Source organism: Solirubrobacter deserti (assembly GCF_027587175.1).
Classification (GTDB): Bacteria; Actinomycetota; Thermoleophilia; order Solirubrobacterales; family Solirubrobacteraceae; genus Solirubrobacter; species Solirubrobacter deserti.
The window spans coordinates 17900-38075 of the sequence record NZ_JAPCID010000017.1; the positions used below are offsets into that span (position 1 = coordinate 17900).

The 20176-nt window shown below is 72.0% G+C and carries 19 protein-coding genes and 1 tRNA gene; 16 read left to right on the forward strand and 4 right to left on the reverse strand.

Annotated elements, in window-relative coordinates; translation table 11 throughout:
- Positions 1-30: 30 nt before the first annotated feature.
- The 11 genes from OJ962_RS13750 (at position 31) to OJ962_RS13800 (ending at position 10414) form a co-directional block, all read left to right on the forward strand.
- Positions 31-1386, forward strand: coding sequence for a sugar ABC transporter substrate-binding protein (locus OJ962_RS13750; protein WP_202955251.1), 1356 nt, complete (start codon positions 31-33; stop codon positions 1384-1386).
- On the forward strand, positions 1386-2375 hold the full coding sequence (locus tag OJ962_RS13755; protein WP_202955252.1) for a carbohydrate ABC transporter permease: 990 nt from the start codon (positions 1386-1388) through the stop codon (positions 2373-2375). The genes OJ962_RS13750 and OJ962_RS13755 overlap by 1 nt, the downstream gene beginning before the upstream one ends.
- Positions 2372-3208 (forward strand): carbohydrate ABC transporter permease, encoded by an 837-nt coding sequence (locus tag OJ962_RS13760; protein WP_202955253.1) that lies wholly within the window; start codon positions 2372-2374, stop codon positions 3206-3208. The genes OJ962_RS13755 and OJ962_RS13760 overlap by 4 nt, the downstream gene beginning before the upstream one ends.
- A complete protein-coding gene (locus OJ962_RS13765) occupies positions 3205-4563 on the forward strand; it encodes a GH1 family beta-glucosidase (RefSeq protein WP_202955254.1) in 1359 nt (452 codons plus the stop codon). The genes OJ962_RS13760 and OJ962_RS13765 overlap by 4 nt, the downstream gene beginning before the upstream one ends.
- Positions 4563-5681, forward strand: a complete 1119-nt coding sequence (locus tag OJ962_RS13770; protein ID WP_202955255.1) for an ABC transporter ATP-binding protein — start codon at positions 4563-4565, stop codon at positions 5679-5681. Before OJ962_RS13765 ends, OJ962_RS13770 begins: the two co-directional genes overlap by 1 nt.
- 112 nt (positions 5682-5793) lie before the next feature.
- The gene (locus OJ962_RS13775; RefSeq protein WP_202955256.1) at positions 5794-7401 is read left to right on the forward strand and encodes a flavin monoamine oxidase family protein; all 1608 of its coding nucleotides are present in this window, start codon (positions 5794-5796) and stop codon (positions 7399-7401) included.
- Entirely contained in the window at positions 7401-8111 is a 711-nt protein-coding gene (locus tag OJ962_RS13780; protein WP_202955257.1) for a Rid family hydrolase, read from the forward strand. Before OJ962_RS13775 ends, OJ962_RS13780 begins: the two co-directional genes overlap by 1 nt.
- Before the next feature lie 24 nt (positions 8112-8135).
- Positions 8136-8217: transfer RNA gene (locus OJ962_RS13785), tRNA-Tyr, on the forward strand.
- Between the two features lie 301 nt (positions 8218-8518).
- Complete coding sequence (locus OJ962_RS13790) at positions 8519-9346, forward strand: hypothetical protein (protein WP_270006403.1); 828 nt, start codon at positions 8519-8521, stop codon at positions 9344-9346.
- A complete protein-coding gene (locus OJ962_RS13795; protein ID WP_270006404.1) occupies positions 9343-9531 on the forward strand; it encodes a hypothetical protein in 189 nt (62 codons plus the stop codon). The genes OJ962_RS13790 and OJ962_RS13795 overlap by 4 nt, the downstream gene beginning before the upstream one ends.
- Positions 9532-9658: 127 nt before the next feature.
- On the forward strand, positions 9659-10414 hold the full coding sequence (locus OJ962_RS13800; protein WP_202955259.1) for a phosphatase PAP2 family protein: 756 nt from the start codon (positions 9659-9661) through the stop codon (positions 10412-10414).
- 182 nt (positions 10415-10596) lie between these two features.
- Here the strand turns inward: OJ962_RS13800 and OJ962_RS13805 are convergent, their stop codons facing one another.
- From OJ962_RS13805 to OJ962_RS13815, 3 genes are read right to left on the reverse strand one after another with little or no spacing between them, the layout of a single operon-like run.
- Complete coding sequence (locus OJ962_RS13805) at positions 10597-12015, reverse strand: acyl-CoA synthetase (protein ID WP_202955260.1); 1419 nt, start codon at positions 12013-12015, stop codon at positions 10597-10599.
- On the reverse strand, positions 12012-12563 hold the full coding sequence (locus tag OJ962_RS13810; RefSeq protein WP_202955261.1) for a thiamine pyrophosphate-dependent enzyme: 552 nt from the start codon (positions 12561-12563) through the stop codon (positions 12012-12014). The genes OJ962_RS13805 and OJ962_RS13810 overlap by 4 nt, the downstream gene beginning before the upstream one ends.
- Positions 12560-13063, reverse strand: a complete 504-nt coding sequence (locus OJ962_RS13815; protein ID WP_202955262.1) for a thiamine pyrophosphate-binding protein — start codon at positions 13061-13063, stop codon at positions 12560-12562. The genes OJ962_RS13810 and OJ962_RS13815 overlap by 4 nt, the downstream gene beginning before the upstream one ends.
- Before the next feature lie 48 nt (positions 13064-13111).
- Between OJ962_RS13815 and OJ962_RS13820 the strand changes: the two genes are divergently transcribed.
- The 5 genes from OJ962_RS13820 to OJ962_RS13840 all read left to right on the forward strand — a co-directional run bounded on the left by OJ962_RS13820 (position 13112) and on the right by OJ962_RS13840 (position 19588).
- Positions 13112-13849, forward strand: coding sequence for a FadR/GntR family transcriptional regulator (locus tag OJ962_RS13820; RefSeq protein ID WP_202955263.1), 738 nt, complete (start codon positions 13112-13114; stop codon positions 13847-13849).
- On the forward strand, positions 13846-15885 hold the full coding sequence (locus OJ962_RS13825; RefSeq protein ID WP_202955264.1) for a hydantoinase/oxoprolinase family protein: 2040 nt from the start codon (positions 13846-13848) through the stop codon (positions 15883-15885). Before OJ962_RS13820 ends, OJ962_RS13825 begins: the two co-directional genes overlap by 4 nt.
- A gap of 76 nt (positions 15886-15961) precedes the next feature.
- Positions 15962-17629, forward strand: coding sequence for a hydantoinase B/oxoprolinase family protein (locus OJ962_RS13830; protein ID WP_202955265.1), 1668 nt, complete (start codon positions 15962-15964; stop codon positions 17627-17629).
- Positions 17626-18420, forward strand: coding sequence for an SDR family NAD(P)-dependent oxidoreductase (locus OJ962_RS13835; RefSeq protein ID WP_202955266.1), 795 nt, complete (start codon positions 17626-17628; stop codon positions 18418-18420). Before OJ962_RS13830 ends, OJ962_RS13835 begins: the two co-directional genes overlap by 4 nt.
- 4 nt (positions 18421-18424) lie before the next feature.
- Positions 18425-19588, forward strand: a complete 1164-nt coding sequence (locus tag OJ962_RS13840; protein WP_202955267.1) for an NAD(P)/FAD-dependent oxidoreductase — start codon at positions 18425-18427, stop codon at positions 19586-19588.
- Between the two features lie 13 nt (positions 19589-19601).
- On the opposite strand, the gene OJ962_RS13845 is transcribed toward OJ962_RS13840, so the two are convergent.
- The gene (locus OJ962_RS13845; protein WP_202955268.1) at positions 19602-20105 is read right to left on the reverse strand and encodes a MarR family winged helix-turn-helix transcriptional regulator; all 504 of its coding nucleotides are present in this window, start codon (positions 20103-20105) and stop codon (positions 19602-19604) included.
- Positions 20106-20176: the final 71 nt, after the last annotated feature.

Below are 20176 nucleotides of genomic sequence, written 5' to 3' on the forward strand. Positions count from 1 at the left end.
TCAGCATCGCAATGGAGGAGGGAGAACCCCATGCCGAAGAGGCTTGCGGTCGCCGTGGCGGCGACCGCGCTCGCGCTCGCCGCGTGCGGCGGCGAGGACAACAGCAGCACGGACAACACCAAGGCCGCGCAGGGAGAAGCGCTGCAGAAGGGCGTCACGTTGACGCTGTGGACGATGCCCAACTCGCCGCAGCCGAAGGAGGACCTGCAGAAGATGGTCGCCCCCTTCACGGCCAAGACGGGCGTGAAGGTCGACGTGCAGGAGGTCGGCTGGGACGTCCAGTTCGACCGCATCCGCAACGCAGCCGTCGCCGGCGAGGGCCCCGACATCACGCAGGCCGGCACGACCCAGGTGCCGTTCTTCGCCGCGCTCGGCGGGTTCATGGACCTGAGCGACCGCGTCGAGGAGATCGGCGGCAAGGCGGCCTACGCCGAGGGCATCTGGAACACCACGCAGGTGCAGGGCCAGGAGGGCACGTGGGCCGTGCCGTGGTTCACGGAGGCGCGCTCGATCTACTACCGCAAGGACGTGCTCGAGAAGGCCGGCGTCGATCCGGCCACGGCGTTCCAGGACCTGGACTCCTTCAAGGCCACGCTGCAGGCCATCAAGGACAAGGTGCCGGACATCGAGCCGTTCGGCGCGCCCGGCAAGAAGGCCTACGACCTCGTGCACCAGGTCATGCCGTTCGTGTGGGACAACGGCGGTGCGGAGCTGTCCGCGGACGCCAAGCAGTCGACGATCAACTCGCCCGAGTCGCAGGCGGGCGTGGAGTTCATGGGCGACCTGATCACGTCCGGCCTGTTCGACAAGTCCCAGCTCGAGCGTGACGGCACGCAGGTCGAGAACCAGTTCAAGGGCGGCCGGCTCGCGGTCTGGATCGGCGGTCCGTGGGTGCTCGGCTCGATCGATCGGGCCGAGGACGACACGTGGTCCGAGGAGGCGCGCGCCAACGTCGGCGTGGCCCCGATGCCGACCGGCCCGGGCGGCAAGGCCTACACGTTCGTCGGCGGCTCGGACCTGATGGTGTTCAAGAACACCAAGTACCCGAACGAGGCGTGGGCGCTGGTGAAGTTCCTCAGCTCCGACCAGACCCAGATCGACTACGCGAAGCTCCTCGGCATGTTCCCGGCGCGGCTGGATCCCCAGCAGCAGGTCGGCGACAGCTCCGAGAACCACAAGGCGTTCTTCCAGGCCATCCAATCCGGGCGCACCTACGCCCCGATCCCGCAGTGGGGCCAGATCGAGAACGCGTACAAGACGCGCTTCGGGAACATTCTCGACAGCGCGGCAGGCGTCGGCACGGACTACAGCGCGGCGACCGTGAAGTCCCAGCTCGACGCCGCGGCGAAGGAGGCCGACGGGCTCTTGGCCCAGTCGGCGGGGTAGTGGCACCCACGACCCTCCAGCCGCCCCCCGAGGCCCGCTCCGCACGCGTTCTCCCCTCGCGTGCGGGGCGGCCTCGCCGCCCGCGCCGGCGCCGGAACTGGTTCGCCTACGGGCTGATCGCCCCCGCCGTCACGTTCATGGTGCTGGTGCACCTGATCCCCACGACGGGCGGGATCCTCCTCTCCTTCAAGCGGCTCAACACCTTCACGTTCTCGCGCCTCTTCGACGCCCCCTGGAGCGGGCTCGAGAACTACCGCGGCATCCTCTTCGACACCGCGAACCCGCTGCACGACGGCTTCTTCGGCGCCGTCCAGAACACGTTCGTCTACACGTTCTGGACCGTCGGCGGCACGATCGTCGGCGGCCTGGCGATCGCGCTGCTGCTCAACCGGCCGATGCGCGGCCAGCGGCTCGTGCGCACGCTGATGCTCACCCCGTGGATCGTGCCGAGCTTCGTCGTCGCGGTGCTGTGGGGCTTCATGTGGCAGAGCGACGTCGGGATCGTCAACAAGATCCTGGTCGACTACACCGGGCTGCTCGGCGAGCGTCCGATCTGGCTGCTGGGCGAGAACTCGATGTGGGCGATCGTGATCCCGTCGATCTGGCGGGGGCTGCCGTTCGCGATGATCTTCTTCCTCGCCGGCCTGCAGGCGATGCCGCAGGAGCTCCACGAGGCCGCCGCGATCGACGGCGCCGGCCCGCTGCGGCGCTTCCGCTACATCACCCTGCCGCTGCTGCGGCCGCTGATCGCCGTGCAGCTGCTGTTCTGCGTGATCTACGCCGCGTACCAGTTCGCGATCCCGTACATCATGCTCGGCTCGAACCCGGGCCCGGACGCCGACCTGATGATGACGCTGATCGTCCGGCAGTCCTTCTCCAACAACCTGTTCGGCTTCGGCGCCGCGGCCTCGGTCCTGCTCACGCTCGCCATGTGCGTGTGGGTGGCCGTCTGGTACCGCGCGTTCAAGCGAGATCTGGAGGCGACATGAGTGCTCGCTTGGTGAACCGGGGCCTGGATGCCCTGACGTGGCTCGTGCTGGCGTTGATGCTCTCGCCGATCCTGTGGCTGGTGCTGTCCTCGTTGCAGACGGACGGCCAGCTCTCCCGCGGGGCCTATGACCTGCTGTCGCCGACGTTCGACGCGTTCACGCGCATGTGGCAGAGCGTCGACTTCGAGCGCTACCTGTTGAACTCGTTGATCATCTGCACGGCCGCGGCGTTGTGCGCGACGGCGTTCGCGGCGTGCGCCGGCTACGCGCTCGCGCGCTTCCAGTTCCGCGGCGGGAAGGCGCTCTCGCTCGGCGTGGTCGGCACGCAGCTGATCCCCGGCTCCCTGTTCCTGCTGCCCGTGTTCATGGGCTTCGTGTGGCTCAAGCAGAACACGCCGATCGCGCTGTTCGACACGCACCTCGGGATGGTGCTGGTCTACACCGCGTTCTTCACGCCGGTGGCGATCTACTTCATGCGGTACTTCTTCATCGCGATCCCGCGGGATCTCGAGGAGGCCGCGATGGTCGACGGGTGCAACCGCTTCGGCGCGTTCGTGAAGATCGTGCTGCCCGCCGCGGCGCCCGGGCTGGTCGCCACGTTCGTGTACGCCTTCCTGTTCGCGTGGGACGAGCTGCTGTTCGTCGCCGCCTTGACGCAGGAGAACGCCGAGACGATCCCGATCGGCATCCGCAACTTCATCGGTAACTATCAGGAAAGGACGGCCCAGCTGATGGCGGCCGGTGTGGTTTCGACGTTGCCCGTTCTGATCGCGTTCTTCGCGACGCAGCGCTGGCTGGTGAAGGGCATCACCGCCGGGGCGGTGAAGGGATGACGGCGACCGCTCCCCAGCCGTGGCTTGCCGCGGCCGACGGACTGCCCGCCGGCTTCCGCTTCGGCGCGGCGACTGCCTCCTATCAGGTGGAAGGTGCCGCGCGCGAGGACGGCCGCGGCGAGTCCATCTGGGATCGGTTCAGCCACCTGCCCGGGAATGTGGTCAACGGCGACACCGGTGACGTCGCGTGCGACCACTACCACCGGTGGACCGACGACCTGGACCTGATGGTGTCGCTCGGGCTGGAGTCCTACCGCTTCTCGATCGCCTGGCCGCGCGTGCAGCCGGACGGGCGCGGGCCGCTGAACGCCCGGGGCGTCGCCTGGTACCGGAGATTGGTGGAAGGGCTGCTGGAGCGCGGGATCGAGCCGGTCGCGACGCTCTACCACTGGGACCTGCCGCAGGCGCGGCAGGAGGCCGGTGGCTGGGCCGTGCGGGACACCGCGCTGCGCTTCGCCGAGTACGCGGACTCGATGGCGTCCGTGCTCGGCGACGTGGTCGAGGGCTGGATCACCCACAACGAGCCGTGGGTGGTGGCGTTCCTCGGCCACGCGCACGGGCGCAAGGCGCCCGGCATCCGCGACTGGCCGACGGCGCTGGCCGTGTCGCACAACCTGCTGCTCTCGCACGGGCTGGCGGTGGACGCGCTGCGCGCGCGGGTGCCGGACACGCCCGTCGGGATCACGCTCAACCTGAACCCCATGCGCGGGGAGCCGGAGGCCGCCGCGCTGATGGACGCGCACCAGAACCGCTGGTTCCTGGACCCCGTGCTGCGCGGGACGTACCCCGCCGAGATGATCGAGGCCTACGAGCGCGTCTTCGGCGCGCTGCCGGTCAATCCCGAGGACCTGGACGTGATCTCGCGCCCGATCGACTTCCTCGGCGTCAACTACTACAACCCGACCTACGTGCGGGCGTCTTCGGAGGCGCCGCTGGGCGCTTCCACCTACGCGCCGCGCGGCGCGCTGACCGCGATGGGCTGGCCGGTCGACGCGAGCGGCTTGCACGAGCTGCTGGTCCGACTGCGCGCCGACTACGGCGACCTCGAGATCTGGATCACCGAGAACGGGGCCGCGTTCGACGACGAGAAGCTGGTCGACGGCGTGGTCGAGGACCCGTCGCGCGTGGCGTACCTCTCGTCCCATCTCGAGGCGTTGCGGCGCGCGGCGCGCGAGGGCGTGAACGTCAAGCGCTACCACGCGTGGTCGCTGCTGGACAACTTCGAGTGGGAGCACGGCTACGACAAGCGCTTCGGGATCGTGCGCGTCGACTACGAGACGCAGGAGCGGATTCTGAAGCGGAGCGCGCTCTGGTACCGGGATCACATCGCGGCGACGCGGGGAGGGGGTGCGTGATGGCGTCGATCGCCTTTGAGGGCGTGTCCAAGGTCTTCGACGACGGCACGAGGGCCGTGGACGAGCTGGACCTGCAGATCCCCGACGGCGAGTTCACGATCCTCGTCGGCCCGTCCGGCTCGGGCAAGTCGACCGCGCTGCGGATGCTCGCGGGCCTGGAGGAGACGACGTCAGGCGAGATCTCGATCGGCTCCCGGGTCGTCACCGACGTGGCGCCGAAGGACCGCGACATCGCGATGGTCTTCCAGTCCTACGCGCTGTACCCGCACATGAGCGTGGCCGAGAACATGGGCTTCGCGCTGAAGCTGCAGAAGGTGCCCAAGGACGACGTGCGCGCGCGCGTCGCCTCGGCCGCCTCCCGCCTCGGGATCGGCGAGCTGCTCGAGCGCCGGCCGAAGGCGCTGTCCGGCGGCCAGCGCCAGCGCGTGGCGCTGGGCCGCGCGATCGTCCGCTCGCCCGAGGCGTTCCTGATGGACGAGCCGTTGTCGAACCTGGACGCGAAGCTCCGGGTGGAGATGCGCGCGTACATCGCGCGGCTGCACCAGGAGCTCGGAACGACGACCCTGTACGTCACCCACGACCAGACCGAGGCCATGACCATGGGCGACCGGGTCGCGGTCATGCGCGACGGGCGCCTGGAGCAGGTCGACACGCCGCAGGCGTTGTACGAGCGGCCCGCGAACGTGTTCGTGGCCGGCTTCATCGGCTCCCCCGCGATGAACCTGCTGCGCGGCGTCGCCTCCGAGGCCGGGGTGATGCTCGGCACCCAACGGCTCGCGGTTCGCACGCCGCACCGCGGCGAGGTGATCGTCGGCATCCGGCCGGAGGCGCTCGAGCCGGCGGGTGAGGACGGCCCGGACGTGCTGTCGCTGCGCGTGGTGCTGAGCGAGATGCTGGGCAGCGACGTGCTCCTGCATCTGGAGGCCCCCACCTCGTCCGTGCTGACCGGCGACATGCTCGACACGCCGGACGAGGAGCTCGTCGACGACACGACGCGCTTCGTCGCGCGCGTCCCGCCGTCCTTCCGCGCGGACCCGGGGGTGCACGTGCACCTGCGCGTCGATCTCGACCGCGTCCACCTGTTCGACCCGGAAACGGAGCGGGTCATCCCGCGTTGACGACCGTCGGTCGAACCGGATTCGGCCCGCATGTCCATGTTCGTCCGCACAACATGCTCACAGAATGCCCCTCGGCAACGAGGGACGGGGGGCGTTCAGTATGCAGGAGGGCATGAAGCGTCGGGATTTCCTGACGCGGGTGGGGCTCGTCGGCGGAGCGGGCGCGATGTACGGGACGATGGATGCGCTCGGGCTCATCGCGTCTCCGACCAACGCGCCGGCCGCCTGGGCCGGTGAGCAGGCGGCCTGGCGACCGCCGCACAAGGCCGACTTCGACTACGCCGGTCACCACGGCCGGCCCAGCGTGGTCGTGCTCGGCGCCGGCGTGGCCGGGCTCGTCACGGCCTACGAGCTCGGCAAGGCCGGGTACCGCTGCACCGTGCTCGAGGCGCGCGGGCGGCCCGGCGGCCGCAACTGGACCGTGCGCGGCGGGACGGAGGAGACCGAGATCGGCGGCGTCCGCCAGCGCGCGGACTTCAGCAAGGGCCAGTACCTGAACGCCGGCCCCGCGCGCATCGCCGGCCACATGGTGACGCTCGACTACTGCCGCGAGCTCGGCGTGCCGATCGAGGTCTTCACGAACGCCAACGCCGACGCCTACTACTACAACGAAGGCGTCGGCCCGCTCAGCGGCAAGCCGATCCGCCACCGCACCGGCAAGGCGGACATGTACGGCTACGTGTCCGAGCTGCTCGCCAAGGCGACCGATCAGGGCGCGCTCGACGGGCGCCTGAACGAGGCCGACCAGGCGCGGCTGATCAGCTTCCTGCGCTCGTTCGGCGCGATCAACGCCCAGAACGCGTACACGGGCGGCTCGCGGCGCGGGTACTCCGTCGAGCCGGGCGCCGGAACCGAGGCCGGCACGCCGCTGGGACCGCCCTTCGCGCTGGAGGAGCTGCTGCAGAGCCAGATCGGCAACAACTTCTCGTTCGAGTTCGGCTGGGATCAGGCGATGCTGATGTTCCAGCCCGTCGGCGGCATGGACCGGATCCCGTACGCGCTGGCCGAGGCCGTCCGGCGGACGGGCGGCCGGATCGTCTCCGACGCGCCGGTCGTCGAGGTGCTCAACGTGGGCGGCGGGGTCCGCGTCGCCTACCGCGACGGCTGGCGCACGCGCGTGGCCGAGGGCGACTTCGCCGTCTGCACGATCCCGCCGCAGGTCATGAAGGGCGTCGCCAGCAACCTCGCGCCGGCGACCAAGGACGCGCTCGCCTACGCCGTCGGCGTCGCGACGGGCAAGATCGGGCTCGAGTACAAGCGCCGCTTCTGGGAGGAAGACGAGCAGATCTTCGGCGGCATCACCAACACCAACATGGACCTGTCCACGATCTGGTACCCGTCCTACGGCTACCTCGGGGACCGCGGGCTCGTCGTCGGCTACTACAACTTCGGCGCCAACGCGGTGTCCTACGGCGACGCGCCGTTGCCCGAGCGGTTGTCGCGCGCGCTCGCGCAGGGCCGCAAGATCCACGGTGACGCCTACGCGCGCGAGCTGCGCACGTCCTTCTCGGTGGCCTGGCAGAAGATCCGCTACAGCGAGGGCGGCTGGGTCTCCTGGCCATCGCGCACCAGCGGCCAGTACACCCGGTTGCTCGAGCCCGACGGCAACGTCTACTTCGCCGGCGACCACCTCAGCTACTACATCGCCTGGCAGTCAGGCGCGATCGAGTCGGCCCGCAAGGTCGTCATGCAGATCCACGACCGAGTCAGGAGCGCCTGATGAACCTGCATCGCGCGGCCGTGCTGGCGGTGGCGTTCGTGCTGGTGTTCGCGGGCGGCGTGGCCGCCTCCGGGCGCCTGGCCCCGGGCTGGGACTTCTCGAAGTTCCCGCCGCGCCCGGACTCGCCCCCGACTCGCCCGGACCAGGCCATCCACAACATCGACACGTCCGTGCCCGACCCGTTCATCGCCAGCGGCGTGAGCGTGGGCGACGGCGTCGAGCTCTACTACTCGAGCGGGATCGGCCCGGGCGCGCTGAACCCGGCCGCGCCGAACGGCACGCCCGAGCGGTACGTCGACCCCGCGCACTTCCCCGGCGGCGTCCTCTCACCCGGCGTCACGATCACCGAGGCCCAGGGCATGAACGCGCTCGCGCGGATCGCCGACAACCTCGCGTCGGTCGGCCTGACGATGCGCGACGTGCTGACCCTGCGCGTGTATATGGACAACGCTCCGGGCTCAAACACGATGGACTTCGCGGGCTTCAACCGCGCCTACCGCCAGTTCTTCGCCAACGTCAATTTGCACACGGGCGCCGTGATCCCACAGCGTCGCGGTACGGGCGAACCCGCGCCGCCGCTGGTGGTCAACCCGGTACGGCCCTCGCGCACGGCGCTGGAAGTCGCGGGCCTGCCGGTCGCGGGGTGGCTCGTCGAGATCGAGGCGGTCGCGAAGCGGCCCTCGGACAAACGGGGCCGTCACGACGATTGAGGGTCGCTAAACTAGCCGCCGCCCGGTGGGATTCCCGAGCGGTCAAAGGGGACGGGCTGTAAACCCGTTGGCTCAGCCTTCGCAGGTTCGAATCCTGCTCCCACCATCTGAAGGTCCGGCGCGTCTTTCGTGCCGGACATCGTGTTTCGGGGGCGTTTGGCGATCACCCGTCGTGCGCATCCTCAGCGCGTGACGGCCACTGTCATCGACGTAATCGAGCGGGTGCTCGGCCCGCTCGACCCGCAGTTGATCGACCGAGCCGAGAGGCTACGATCGACGAGCTGAGCGCACTCGACGCCGAGTACCGGCAGTACGCGAAGGCGTTCGAATCACGGTGCGCGCCGCCGGATGAGTTCTGGCCCGCCGCCCGCTCGCTGGTCCGCAACAACTTCAGGCGGGACCGCGAGGTGGCGGAAGCGGCGCTGCAGCGCGTGCTGAGGCAGCTGCTGTACGCGCACGGCGCGTACGGCAACGACTCGTTGGGTCGCATCCTGAGCAGGGCGCTGAATCCCAAGTACGTCGCGGGATCGGGAACGCCACGCTGGCTGGCGTGCGACTCCGACAAGGCATGGCTGACCAACTACCTGGAGACGCTCGCCTACCTGCGTCCTCTCATCGAGGCGGGGATTCTCGTCCTTGTCCCGCGCGCCGTCGAGATGCTGCCCGGTCCGATGGGACAGGTGGTGTCCGAGGACGCCGGAACGCATCCGGACTCGGTCGCGTGTGCCATCGAGTGGGCTCTGGGTCGCGCGGCACGCGCGGACTACGAGCGGTGGCAGGCGCTCGAATCCGGGCAGCGAGGAACGTACTCCCACGGCGTCACGGAAAGTCGGATGTTCCAACCCTTCGGCTCGGTCCTCGACAAGTTGCTCGCCGTGGAGGCCGGCGAGCCGGGGGACCTCGTGGTGGAGAGCCACGAGGAGGACATCGCGCTGCAGTGGCTGGTCGCGCAGAGCGTCGCCTCGCCGCCGGGTCGGGATTCGAGCAACGCGGCGGCGTTGAATCGCCTCGCCCTCCCCGGGCTCGCTCGGGTCGGAGCCGAAGACGTGCTGGCTCTCCGAGGGCAGGACGCCTGGGTCGACTACCGCCTTGCCCTCAGCCGCGGTCTCGATCGCGTGCGTGGCGAATCCCCGGAGGACATGGCGCGGGTCCTGCGGGAGGAGGTGCAGTCGATCCAGCGATCCGCCGCGCGGACCTCCAAGACGAGCAAGCTCGTGAGGCGCAGAGCAAGGTGAAAGCCGACGTCGGGATGGTGTTGCGGCAGCGTACGCGGGCTGGTTGGCGGCGAAACACGGCGGGTGCGTTGATCGGGCTCGGGGGGGTCACCGCCAAGACGGCGACGGATTTGACCCGCGCGTGGCTCAAGGCGCGCAGCGCCGACGACCCCGCCGCGGCGCGCTGCTACGGGATCTTCACGTGACCAGTTGTCCCTTGCGTCAAGCGACGCAGTCGAGCCGCCGAGCCGGCAGCGCGCGGAGCATCAGCGCGCACTGTGGCGGGCGCGTCGCGCGTTAGTCGCGCTCACGCTGAGGGGACCTCGTCGTCTGATGAGCGACCGGTGGGTGCCCGCACTGTTGCGCCCGCGGCCGTCCGGGCCGGCCGCGCGGGTGGTGGCGTGGCTGCCGGCGTGGCCGCCGGCGGCGGTGTTCGTGGTCGCGCTGCTCGCCGGCTTCGTCGCGTTCGCCGCGGTCTCGGTGCTGCTCGGGACGCTGGTCACCGAGGTGGTGTTGGGCAGCGGCGGTATCCGGGATGCAGACGAGGGCGTGGTCGACGAGCTCGCCGCCGGGCGCACGCCGCTGCTCGACGACGTCTCGTCCGTGGTGTCGTGGATCGGCGGCGGTCCGGCACTGGCCTCGCTGGCGGGGCTGGTCGCGCTCGTGGCCGCCGTGCGCCGCAACTGGCTGATCGCCGTGTTCGTCGCGTGCCTGCTGCCGGTCGAGACGGCGGCGTACCGGCTGACGCTGAACCTGGTCGCGCGCGACCGGCCCGGGGTCGAACGGCTCGACGGCCTGCCTCTGGGCGGCAGCTACCCGTCCGGGCACAGCGCCGCCTCGGTCGCGGTCTACGCGGGCCTGATGCTGCTCGTGATTCCGGCGGTGCGGAGCCGCCACACGCGGGCGATCGCCTGGACGATCGCCGTCGCGGTGCCGATGCTGGTCGCGCTCTCCCGCCTGTACCGGGGGATGCACCATCCGCTGGACGTGGTCGGTGGGGTGGTCGTCGGCCTCGGCACGCTGACCGTCGTCGTCTTCGCGTGCCGAGCCGCCGCATCCGTCACGCGGCCACGGCCTGCGGATCGCTGACGGTCTTCACATCCCGCGGCGCGACCAGCGCGCAGACGATCGCGGCCAGCGCGGCGAACCCCGCCGCGACCAGCAGCGCGACCTGGTGGACGCCGACGCGCAGTCGCTCGGGCCGGACGAGCAGCGCGTCGTCGCGAACTACCTGCAGCGCGTTATCGAGGCGATGGGGCGCCCGCGGGACGTCACCTGAGCGCGCTGCGGCGCAGCTTGCCGCTGACCGTGCGCGGCAGCGCGTCGACGAAGTCGACCCGCCGGGGGTACTTGTACGGCGCCGTGATGCCCTTGACGTGCTCCTGCAGCTCGCGCGCGAGATCCGGCCCAGCGGCGAACCCGTCGCGCAGGACGACGACCGCGCGGACGATGCTGCCCCGCTCGGAGTCGGGCGCCGCGACGGCCGCCGCGTCGGCGACGGCGGGATGCTCGAGCAGCGCGGACTCGACCTCGAACGGGCCGATCCGGTAGCCGGCGGAGACGATCACGTCGTCCGCTCGCCCCTCGAAGTACAGGTAGCCGTCCTCGTCGGCGTGCACGCGGTCGCCCGTGCGCCACGGCCCGACGGGCGCCGGGTGGTCGTGGTAGCCGAGGAAGAAGGTCGGCACCGTGCTCGGGTCGAGCACCAGCTCGCCGTCCTCGATCCAGCAGCGCACGCCCGGGAGCGGCCGGCCCATGCTGCCGGGGCGCGCCGGGACGCCGGCCGGCATCGCCGTGATCTGGCCGGTCTCGGTCTGGCCGTAGCCGTCGCGGATCTCGACGCCGGTCGTCTCGCTCCAGACGCGCAGGATCTCGGGGTTGAGCGCCTCACCGGCGGCGAGGCAGCTGCGCAGCGTCGGCGTGGGCCGCAGCGCGTCGCGCTTGACGATCACGCGGTACTCGGTCGGCGCCATGCACAGCACGTCGACGCGCTCCTCGGCGAGCAGGTGCATGCGCTCCTGCGCGTCGAAGCGCCCGTCGTGCAGGACGGCGGCGGCGCCCTGCAGCCACGGGGCGATGAACGCGTTGCGGGCCGACTTCGACCAGCCGGAGGCGGCGGTGCACCAGACGCGGTCGCCCGAGCGGACGTCCATCCAGTGCCGGCCCTGCAGGCGCTGCCCCCACAGGTAGCGGTGTGCGTGCACGACGCACTTCGGCAGGCCGCTGGTGCCGGACGTGAACGTCATCAGCGCCGGCTCGTCCAGGCCGGTCGCGACGACCGCCGGAGCGGCGTCGGTGTGCTCGGGCAGCTCGTCCGTCCACAGAACCGGGCAGTCGACCCGCGCGGCCTCGAGCTCCGCCCGGTTGCGCGGGTCGGCGACCACGGCGCAGACCGGCACCGTGCCCAGGCGCTGGCGTAGGTCCTTCGCGCGCAGCTGCTCGTTGCACGGCAGGACGACGTACCCCTGCCGGAACGCGGCCAGCATCGTGAACACCCACGCCGGGCGGTTGCCGATCAACGTCAGCACGACGTCGCCGCCCCGCAGGCCGAGGTCGTCGAGCGCGCGGGCGAGCGCCTCGACCCGCTCGCGCACCTGCGGGAACGTCCACTCGCGACGCTCGCCGGAGCGGGTTCGCTCGATCAGCGCGAGCCCGTCCGCCTGCAGGATGCGGGCCGCGAAATTGCTCATCGCGCGGTCGCGGCCGCCTCGAAGCGCCAGCGCACCACGGGCGCGTCGACGAACGGCGACGGGCCGGGCCAGGCGCGGTCCTCGTAGCGGACCTCCAGCAGGCCCGGGCGCGGCAGGTTCGCCACGTGCTCGGCGACCTCGTCGGCGGTCCGCGCGGTCGCCGTGTGCAGGCCGAGCGCCGCGGCGACGCCGGCGAAGACGTCCGGGACGCCGAGCGCCTGGCCGCCCGTGATCGAGTAGTGGCCGTCGACGAGCACGATCGCGAGCAGGTTGCGCGGCGCGAGCCCCGCCAGCGACCACAGCGAGCCGGCGCCCATCAAGGTCTCCCCGTCGCCGAGCAGGGCGAGCACGGTGCGGTCGGGTCGCTTCTCGGCCACGCCGAGCGCCGCCGCGAGCGCGGTGCCCATGGAGCCGCCCATGTACAGGTGCGGGCCGTCGTCGCTGGCCGCGCGCAGCGCTGAAGTGGCGGTGCCGAGCGAGGAGACCGCGAGCGCGTCGGGCGCCGCCTCGAGGATTGCGCGGACGATGTCGGTCGGGTTCAGGCTCACAGCTCCAGCTCCGCCTCGAGGAGGATCGGGGCGAGCACGCGCGCGCCCTCGGCGACCGCCACCGCCCCCTTGACGATCCTGGCCGCGTCGTCGGGGTCGCGCAACGGGAAGGCCTGGACGCCGAGCGCATCCAGCGTCGCGACCGTCGTGCGGCCGAGCGGCATCTGCGCCGGGTTGCGCTCGCCCAGCGTGCCGCGCATCGAGAGGACGACGGGAAACGCGAGGCCGTAGGGGATGACGAGCGAGCCGATGGCGTTGAGCGAATTGCCCAGGCCCGAGCACTGCGCCAGCACGACGGGCAGCCCGCCGGCGGCGCGGTACCCCGCGGCGTAGCCGAAGCACTCCTCCTCGCGGGTCAGCGTGCGCAGCGGGACGCCGCGCTCGGCGAGGCGGCGGCCGATCGGCGCCAGGCGCTTGTCGGGAACCCAGGCCGCCACTTCGACGCCCGCCTCGAGCAGGGCGTCGGCCAGCGTCTGCTGCCATGTCGGTGACGTGAGCACTTATTGGTCATACCACAAATGGCCCAAAGCTGGTACAACCTCGACGTGATGAGCGAGACCCGTGCCTCGCGGTCGTTCGACGACGTCGTCGAGCAGCTGCGCGAAGCGATCTACTCGGGACGAATCCGCCCGGGGCAGCGGCTGCCGGTCGAGCGTCAGCTGTCCGAGGAGCTCGGCGTCGGCCGGCCGACCCTGCGCGAGGCGCTGCGGGCGCTGGAGGCGGTCGGGCTGATCGAGGTCCGCCCGGGCAAGGGCGGCGGCTCCTACGCGGCCGCGCCGCCGGCCTCGACGGTCGGTGAGGCGCTCGCCGCGGTCGTCAACCTGCGCGGCGCCTCGCTCGAGGACCTGGCCGAGTACCGGCTCGACTTCGAGAGCGAGAACGCGGCGTGGGCGGCGCGCCGCGCGAACGCCGATGACATCGCCGAGCTGCGCGCGCTCGTCAGCGAGGCCAAGGCGGCCGCCGGGGACCCTGAGACGCTCGCGGCGGTCGTGGAGGTCGACGTTCGCTGGCACGAGGCGCTCGCCCGCGCCACCAAGAACCGGCTGCGGATCGGGATCGCGCTCGGCATCCACGAGGCGGTGCTGCGGCGCCACCGGGCGGCGACCCGGCCGCATACGGTGGAGCTCGTGCCCACGGTCCCCGGCGACATGGCGGCGATCACCCAGGCCGTGGCGGACGGCGACGCCGAGGCCGCCCGGCGCCTGATGCGCGCGCACCTGGAGAGCTGGAACCGGCGCGGGCTCGGAGATATTGGTATGACCGAAGCGGTGGAGCACGCGCAATGAGAGCAGGAGTCGACATCGGAGGGACGTTCACGGACCTCTGCATCGCCGGCCCGGACGGGATCGTCGCGATCGGCAAGGCGCTCGGCACGCCCGCGGCACCCGCCGACAGCGTCGAGACGGTGCTGCGCGACGCGCTCGAAGACCAGCCGTTCGACGGCGGCGACCTCACGCGGGTGGTCCACGCGACGACGCTGGTGACGAACGCGCTGATCGAGCGCAAGGGCGCGAAGATCGCGCTGCTGGCCACGGCTGGGTTCCGCGACGTGATCGAGCTCGCGCGCGAGCGGCGGCCCGACATCTACCGGCTCGACGTCTGGCGTCCCGACCCGCTCGTCCCGCGGCACCTGCGCTTCGACGTCCCGGAGCGCACGCTCGCCGACGGCACCGTCGAGCTCGAGGTCGACGTCGAGGACGTCGCGGCGCTGGCGGCCGAGCTGGCCGAGCGCGGCGTGGAGGCGGTTGCCATCTGCTTCCTGCACAGCTTCACCAACCCCGCCAACGAGCGCGCCGCGCGCGACGCCGTCCGGCGCGCCGCGCCCGACCTGCGCGTCGCCCTCTCCAGCGACATCGCGCCGGAGATCCGCGAGTACGAGCGCACCCAGACGACCGCGGCGAGCGTGTTCGTGCAGGACCGCGTCGTGCGCTATCTCGACGACCTGGAGGCGCGGCTGAGCGCGCTCGGCGCCGGCGACCGCCTGCGCGTGATGCTCTCCAACGGCGGCGTGGCCACCGCGCGCGACGCGGCCGACCGCCCGATCCGGATGCTCGAGTCCGGGCCGGCCGCCGGCGCGCTGGCCGCCGCCCGCTTCGCCGCCTTCAACGGCTTCCGCGACCTGATGTCGTTCGACATGGGCGGCACGACGGCCAAGCTGTGCCTGATCGAGGACGGCCGCCCGCTCGTCACGCACGAGTTCGAGGCCGCGCGCACCGACCGCTTCACGCGCGGGTCGGGGCTGCCGATCAAGACGCCGACGATCGACATGATCGAGATCGGGGTGGGCGGCGGGTCGCTCGCGCACGTCGACACGCTCGGGCTGCTGGCCTGCGGACCGCAGTCCGCGGGCGCCGATCCCGGACCCGCGTGCTACGGCGGCGGAGGCACCCGGCCGACGGTCACGGACGCCGACCTCGTGCTCGGCTATCTGGACGCCGGGTTCTTCCTCGGCGGCGAGATGGCGCTGGACGTCGAGGCCGCGCGCACCGCGATCAAGACCCACATCGCCGACCCGCTCGGCCTGAGCGTCGAGGAGGCGGCGTGGGGCATCCACCGCCTCGTCAACGAGGACATGGCGAGCGCCGCGCGCGTGCACGCCGCCGAGCGCGGCCACGACGCGACCGGGCTGCCGCTGTTCGCGTTCGGCGGGGCCGGCCCGGTGCACGCGTTCGGCGTCGGCGCCGCACTCGGCACCACCACCGTGATCGTGCCCGCCGCCGCGGGAGTGATGAGCAGCGTCGGCGTGCTCGCCGCGCCGCTCGCGACCGACGGGGTGCGCAGCAAGCTCGAGCCGGTCGACGAGAGCACGCTCGAGCGCGCCGAGCCGCTGTTCGCCGAGCTGGAGGCCCAGGGCGCGGAGATCCTGTCCTCCTCCGGCCTCGCCGACGAGGACATCACGCACGAGCGCTCGATCGACATGCGCTACGTCGGCCAGGGCTTCGAGGTGACGGTGCCGATCGCGCCGGGCGAGGACCTGCGGGCGGCGTTCGAGGCCGCGTACGTCCGCGCGCACGGCCGCACGGGGCCGGACGTGCCGATCGAGGCCATCAGCTGGCGCGTGCTCAGCCGCGGGCCGGACCCGGACCTGCGGCTCGTGGCCGCCCCCGCCGGTGACGGCGACGCCCGCAAGGGCACGCGCGACGTGTGGTTCGAGGACGGCTACCGCGAGACGCCGATCTTCGACCGCTACCGGATGGCGGTCGGCACGCAGGTGGAGGGCCCCGCGATCGTCGAGGAGCGCGAGTCCACCACCGTCGTCGGCCCGGGCGCGACCGCCCGGGTCGCCGAGGACGGCAGCCTGATCATCGAGGGGGACGCATGACTCGCGCTGGGCGCTCGCATGCTTCGGCGAGAACTCGCCTGGCGGCTCGCTCCCGCGTGGCGCGGAAGGAGCGGATGTGACACTGGACCCCGTCACCGTCGGGATCGCCGCGGGCCGGCTGACGTCGATCCTGGACGAGCAGCAGGCGACGCTCGTGCGGACCGCCTTCAGCACGATCGTGCGCGAGTCCGAGGACCTCGCGTGTGGCGTGTTCGACCGCGCGGGCCGGATGCTCGGCCAGTCGCACAGCGGGACGCCGGGGCACATCAACGCCATGGCCACGGGCCTCGAGCACGTCGTCAACGCCTACCCGGCCGACACGCTCGACCCCGGCGACGTGCTGATCACCAACGACCCGTGGATGACCGCGGGCCAGATCAACGACCTGACCGTCGTCACGCCCGTCTTCCGGGGCGAGCGGACGGTGGGCTTCTTCGCCTCCACCTGCCATGCGCCGGACATCGGCGGGCGGCTGCTCTCGGCGGAGGCGTCCGACGTCTTCGAGGAAGGGCTGCGGCTGCCGATCCTCAAGCTCGCCCGCGGCGGCGAGATGAACGAGGACCTGCTGGCGCTGATCCGCGCCAACGTGCGCACGCCGCGCGAGACCGTCGGCGACCTCTACGCGCAGATGGCCGCCAACGACGTCGGCGCCCGCTCGCTGCTGCGCTGCCTCGACGATCTGGGGCTGGAGGACCTCGAGGCGGTCGGCGCCGAGATCCGCCGGCGGTCCGAGGACGCGATGCGCGCGGCGATCGCCAAGCTCCCCGACGGGCGCTACGAGGCCACCGGGTACAGCGACGGGTTCGGCGAGCGGATCGTGCTGCAGCTCGCGGCGATCATCGACGGCGACGAGATCACGCTCGACTTCGCGGGCTCCTCGCCGCAGAGCGAGCACGGCATCAACGTCGTCCTCAACTACACCCACGCCTACGCGTCCTTCGCGCTCAAGGCGGCGGTCGCGCCGGGCGTCCCGCACAACGACGGCTCGTTCACGCCGGTGCACGTGACCGCGCCGGAGGGGTCGATCCTCAACTGCCGCCCGCCCGCGCCGGTCGCCTCCCGGCACGCCGTCGGCCACTTCCTGCCGGGCGTCGTGCTGGCGGCGCTCGCGCCCGTGCTCGAGCGCCACGCCGCGGGCAGCTCCGACGCGCTCTGGATCACGGTCTGGAGCCCGTTCAACCTCACGCTGTTCCAGTCCGGGGGCGCCGGGGCGTGGAGCGGGCGCGACGGGCGCAACAGCAGCGGCTTCCCGTCCGCGGTGGCCTCGGTCCCGACCGAGGTGTTCGAGCTGTCGGCGCCGGTCGTGCAGCGGGAGCGCTCGCTGCGCACCGATTCGGGCGGCGCGGGCCGGTGGCGGGGCGGGCTCGGCCAGACGTCGATCATGAGCCTGCGCGAAGGCGACGCGTGGCGCGTGTCGGCGCTCGGGGACCGCACGACGGTCCCCGCGCCCGGTGCCGACGGCGGCCACGACGGCGCGGTCGGCGAGATCACCGTCGACGGCTCCGCGCTGCCGACCAAGCGCCTCACCTCGCTCGCGCCCGACGCGCACGTGCGCCTCGACCTGCCGGGCGGCGGCGGCGTGGGTGACCCGCGGGAGCGCGACCCGCAGGCCGTGCTGCGCGACGTCGTCGACGGCTACGTCAGCGTCGAGGCCGCCAAGACGCTCTACGGCGTCACCGTCCGGCAAACCCGTGAGGGCCGTGTGCTGGGGCCCGAGGACTTCGAGATCGAGGAGAACGCATGAGCAAGTTGGCCGGCAAGGTCGCGGTGATCACCGGTTCGGGGCGTGCCATCGGCGCCGCGATCGCGATCCGCTACGCGCAGGAGGGCGCAAAGGTGGTCGTGGCCGACATCAACGGCGACAACGCGAGCTCGGTCGCGGAGCGCATCAAGGCCGAGGGCGGCGAGGCGATCGCGGTCACGATGGACGTCTCCGACCCCGCGCAGGTCGACGCGCTCGTCGCCACCGCGGTCGACACGTTCGGCGGCCTGCACGTGATGCTCAACAACGCCGGGCGCGTGCGCGACGCCGTCAAGCACGTCTTCGAGGCCGACATCGAGTTCTTCGACTCGGTGATCGCCGCCAACCTGCGCGGCCACTACCTGTGCGCGGTCGCGGCCGCGCGCCACATGGCCCGCAACGGCGGCGGCGTGATCATCAACACCTCCTCGGGCGGCGCGACCCGCGCGCACCGCGGCATGACCGCCTACGACGCCTCCAAGGGCGGCATCGAGGCGCTCACCCGCGCGCTCGCGCTGGACCTGGCGCCGTACGGCATCCGCGTCTGCTGCCTCGTGCCCGGCTTCATCGCCCCCGACGACGCGCCGCAGGAGGCGCTGGACCGCAGCGCCGCGACGGTCCCGCTCCAGCGCGCCGGGCGCTCGGAGGACATGGCCGGCCCCGCCGTCTTCCTCGCCTCCGACGACGCCGCCTACGTCACGGGCAGCAAGGTGGTCGTCGACGGCGGCGTGCTGTTCCAGCAGCGCTCGCCCGAGGTCGAGACCTTCCCCGTCGAGAACTTCCCGAAGGTCTGACGCCATGGCCCGGCCTCGCGCTCCGCTGCCGTCCGGTGCCGACGTCGTCGTCGTGGGCGGCGGCGTGGTCGGCGCCAGCGCCGCGTTCCACCTCGCGGAGGCGGGCGCGGAGGTCGTGCTGCTCGAGCGCGACCAACTCGCGGGCGGGTCCACGTCGAAGGCCGCCGGCGGGCTGCGCGCGCAGTTCTCCGACGCGCTCAACATCCAGATCGCCAAGCGCAGCCTGGAGGCGTGCAAGGCGTTCGGGGAGCGGCCGGGCTGGGAGATCGACTTCGAGGAGATCGGCTACCTGTTCGTGCTCACCACCGAGGCCGAGGTGGAGGCGTTCGGGCGCAGTGTGGCGCTGCAGAACGAGCTCGGCGTGCCGTCCCGGATCGTCGGCCCGGAGGAGGCGCTGGAGCTCTGCCCGCTGCTCACCGGACAGGACATCCTGGCCGCCAGCTACTGCCCGACCGACGCCCACGCCACGCCCGAGGCGGTCGTGCAGGGCTACGCGTTCGGCGCGCGCGAGCACGGCGCGCACCTCGCCGTCGCCACGCCGGTCGAGGGCATCGACGTGGTCGACGGGACGATCACGGGCGTGCGCACGCCGCACGGGAACGTCACCACCGGCACCGTGATCTGCGCGGCCGGGGCCTGGTCGCGCGCGTGCGGCGCGTTGGCCGGGGTGCACCTCGACGTCACCCCCTTGCGCCGCCAGGTGCTGTTCACCGCCCCGCTGCCCGACCTGCCGGCCAAACTCCCGCTGACGATCGACTTCGCGTCCGGCTTCTACTTCCACCGCGAGGGTCGCGGGCTGCTGATGGGGATGGGCGATCCGGACGAGCTGCCGGGCTTCTCGACCGAGCGCACCGACGACTGGATCCCGGCGCTGCTGGAAGTCGCCGAGCGGCGCGTGCCGGCGATCGTCTCCGCGCCGATCCAGGGCGGCTGGGCCGGGCTCTACGACATGAGCCCGGACCACAACGCGATGATCGGCGAGGCCGAGGACGTCTCGCGCTTCCTGTACGCGACCGGGTTCTCCGGCCACGGGTTCCTGCAAGGGCCCGCGACGGGCGAGATCCTGCGCGACCTCGTGCTCGGGCGCGAGCCGTTCGTGGACGTCGCGCCGCTGAGCGCCAAGCGCTTCGAGCGCGGCGAGCTCGCGCCGGAGCTGCACATCGTCTGAGCCACCGGTGCGCCTACGAGGCGTGCCTGCGGCGGCGCGGTGCGGCCGAGCGGGGCGGGATCGCGCGCATGTGGTCGCGCACCGGCTCCAGCAGCGCGGCGAGCGCCTTGACGTCGGCGCCCGAGAGCGGCTCGAACAGCAGCTGCTGGACGATCTCGATGTGGCCGGGGAACACCCGCGCGAGCCGCTCGCGGCCGGCGTCGGTGATGGTGACCGTGGTGCCGCGCTCGTCGTCTTCGGCCTGTGCGCGGGTGACCAGGCCCGCCTTCTCGAGCAGGCCGGCCTGGTAGGTCAGCGCGCTGCGGCTGTAGACGACGCCGTCGGCGAGGTCGGTCATGCGGTGGCTGCCCGTGGGCGCGTCGCCGAGACGGGCCAGCAGCTGGAACTGGACGTAGCTGAGGTCGCCGGCCTCGCGCAGCTGCTGCTCGACGGCGTGGCGCAGCAGGCTCGTCACCTCGATCAGCGCGAAGTAGGCGCCGAGCTGGACGGGGTCGAGGGACGGTGGCGGATCGGGCATGCCCAGAAGTCTACTTGCTTCAAATTCGAAGCAGTGCTACGGTGGTCGACAGATGCTTCAAATTCGAAGCA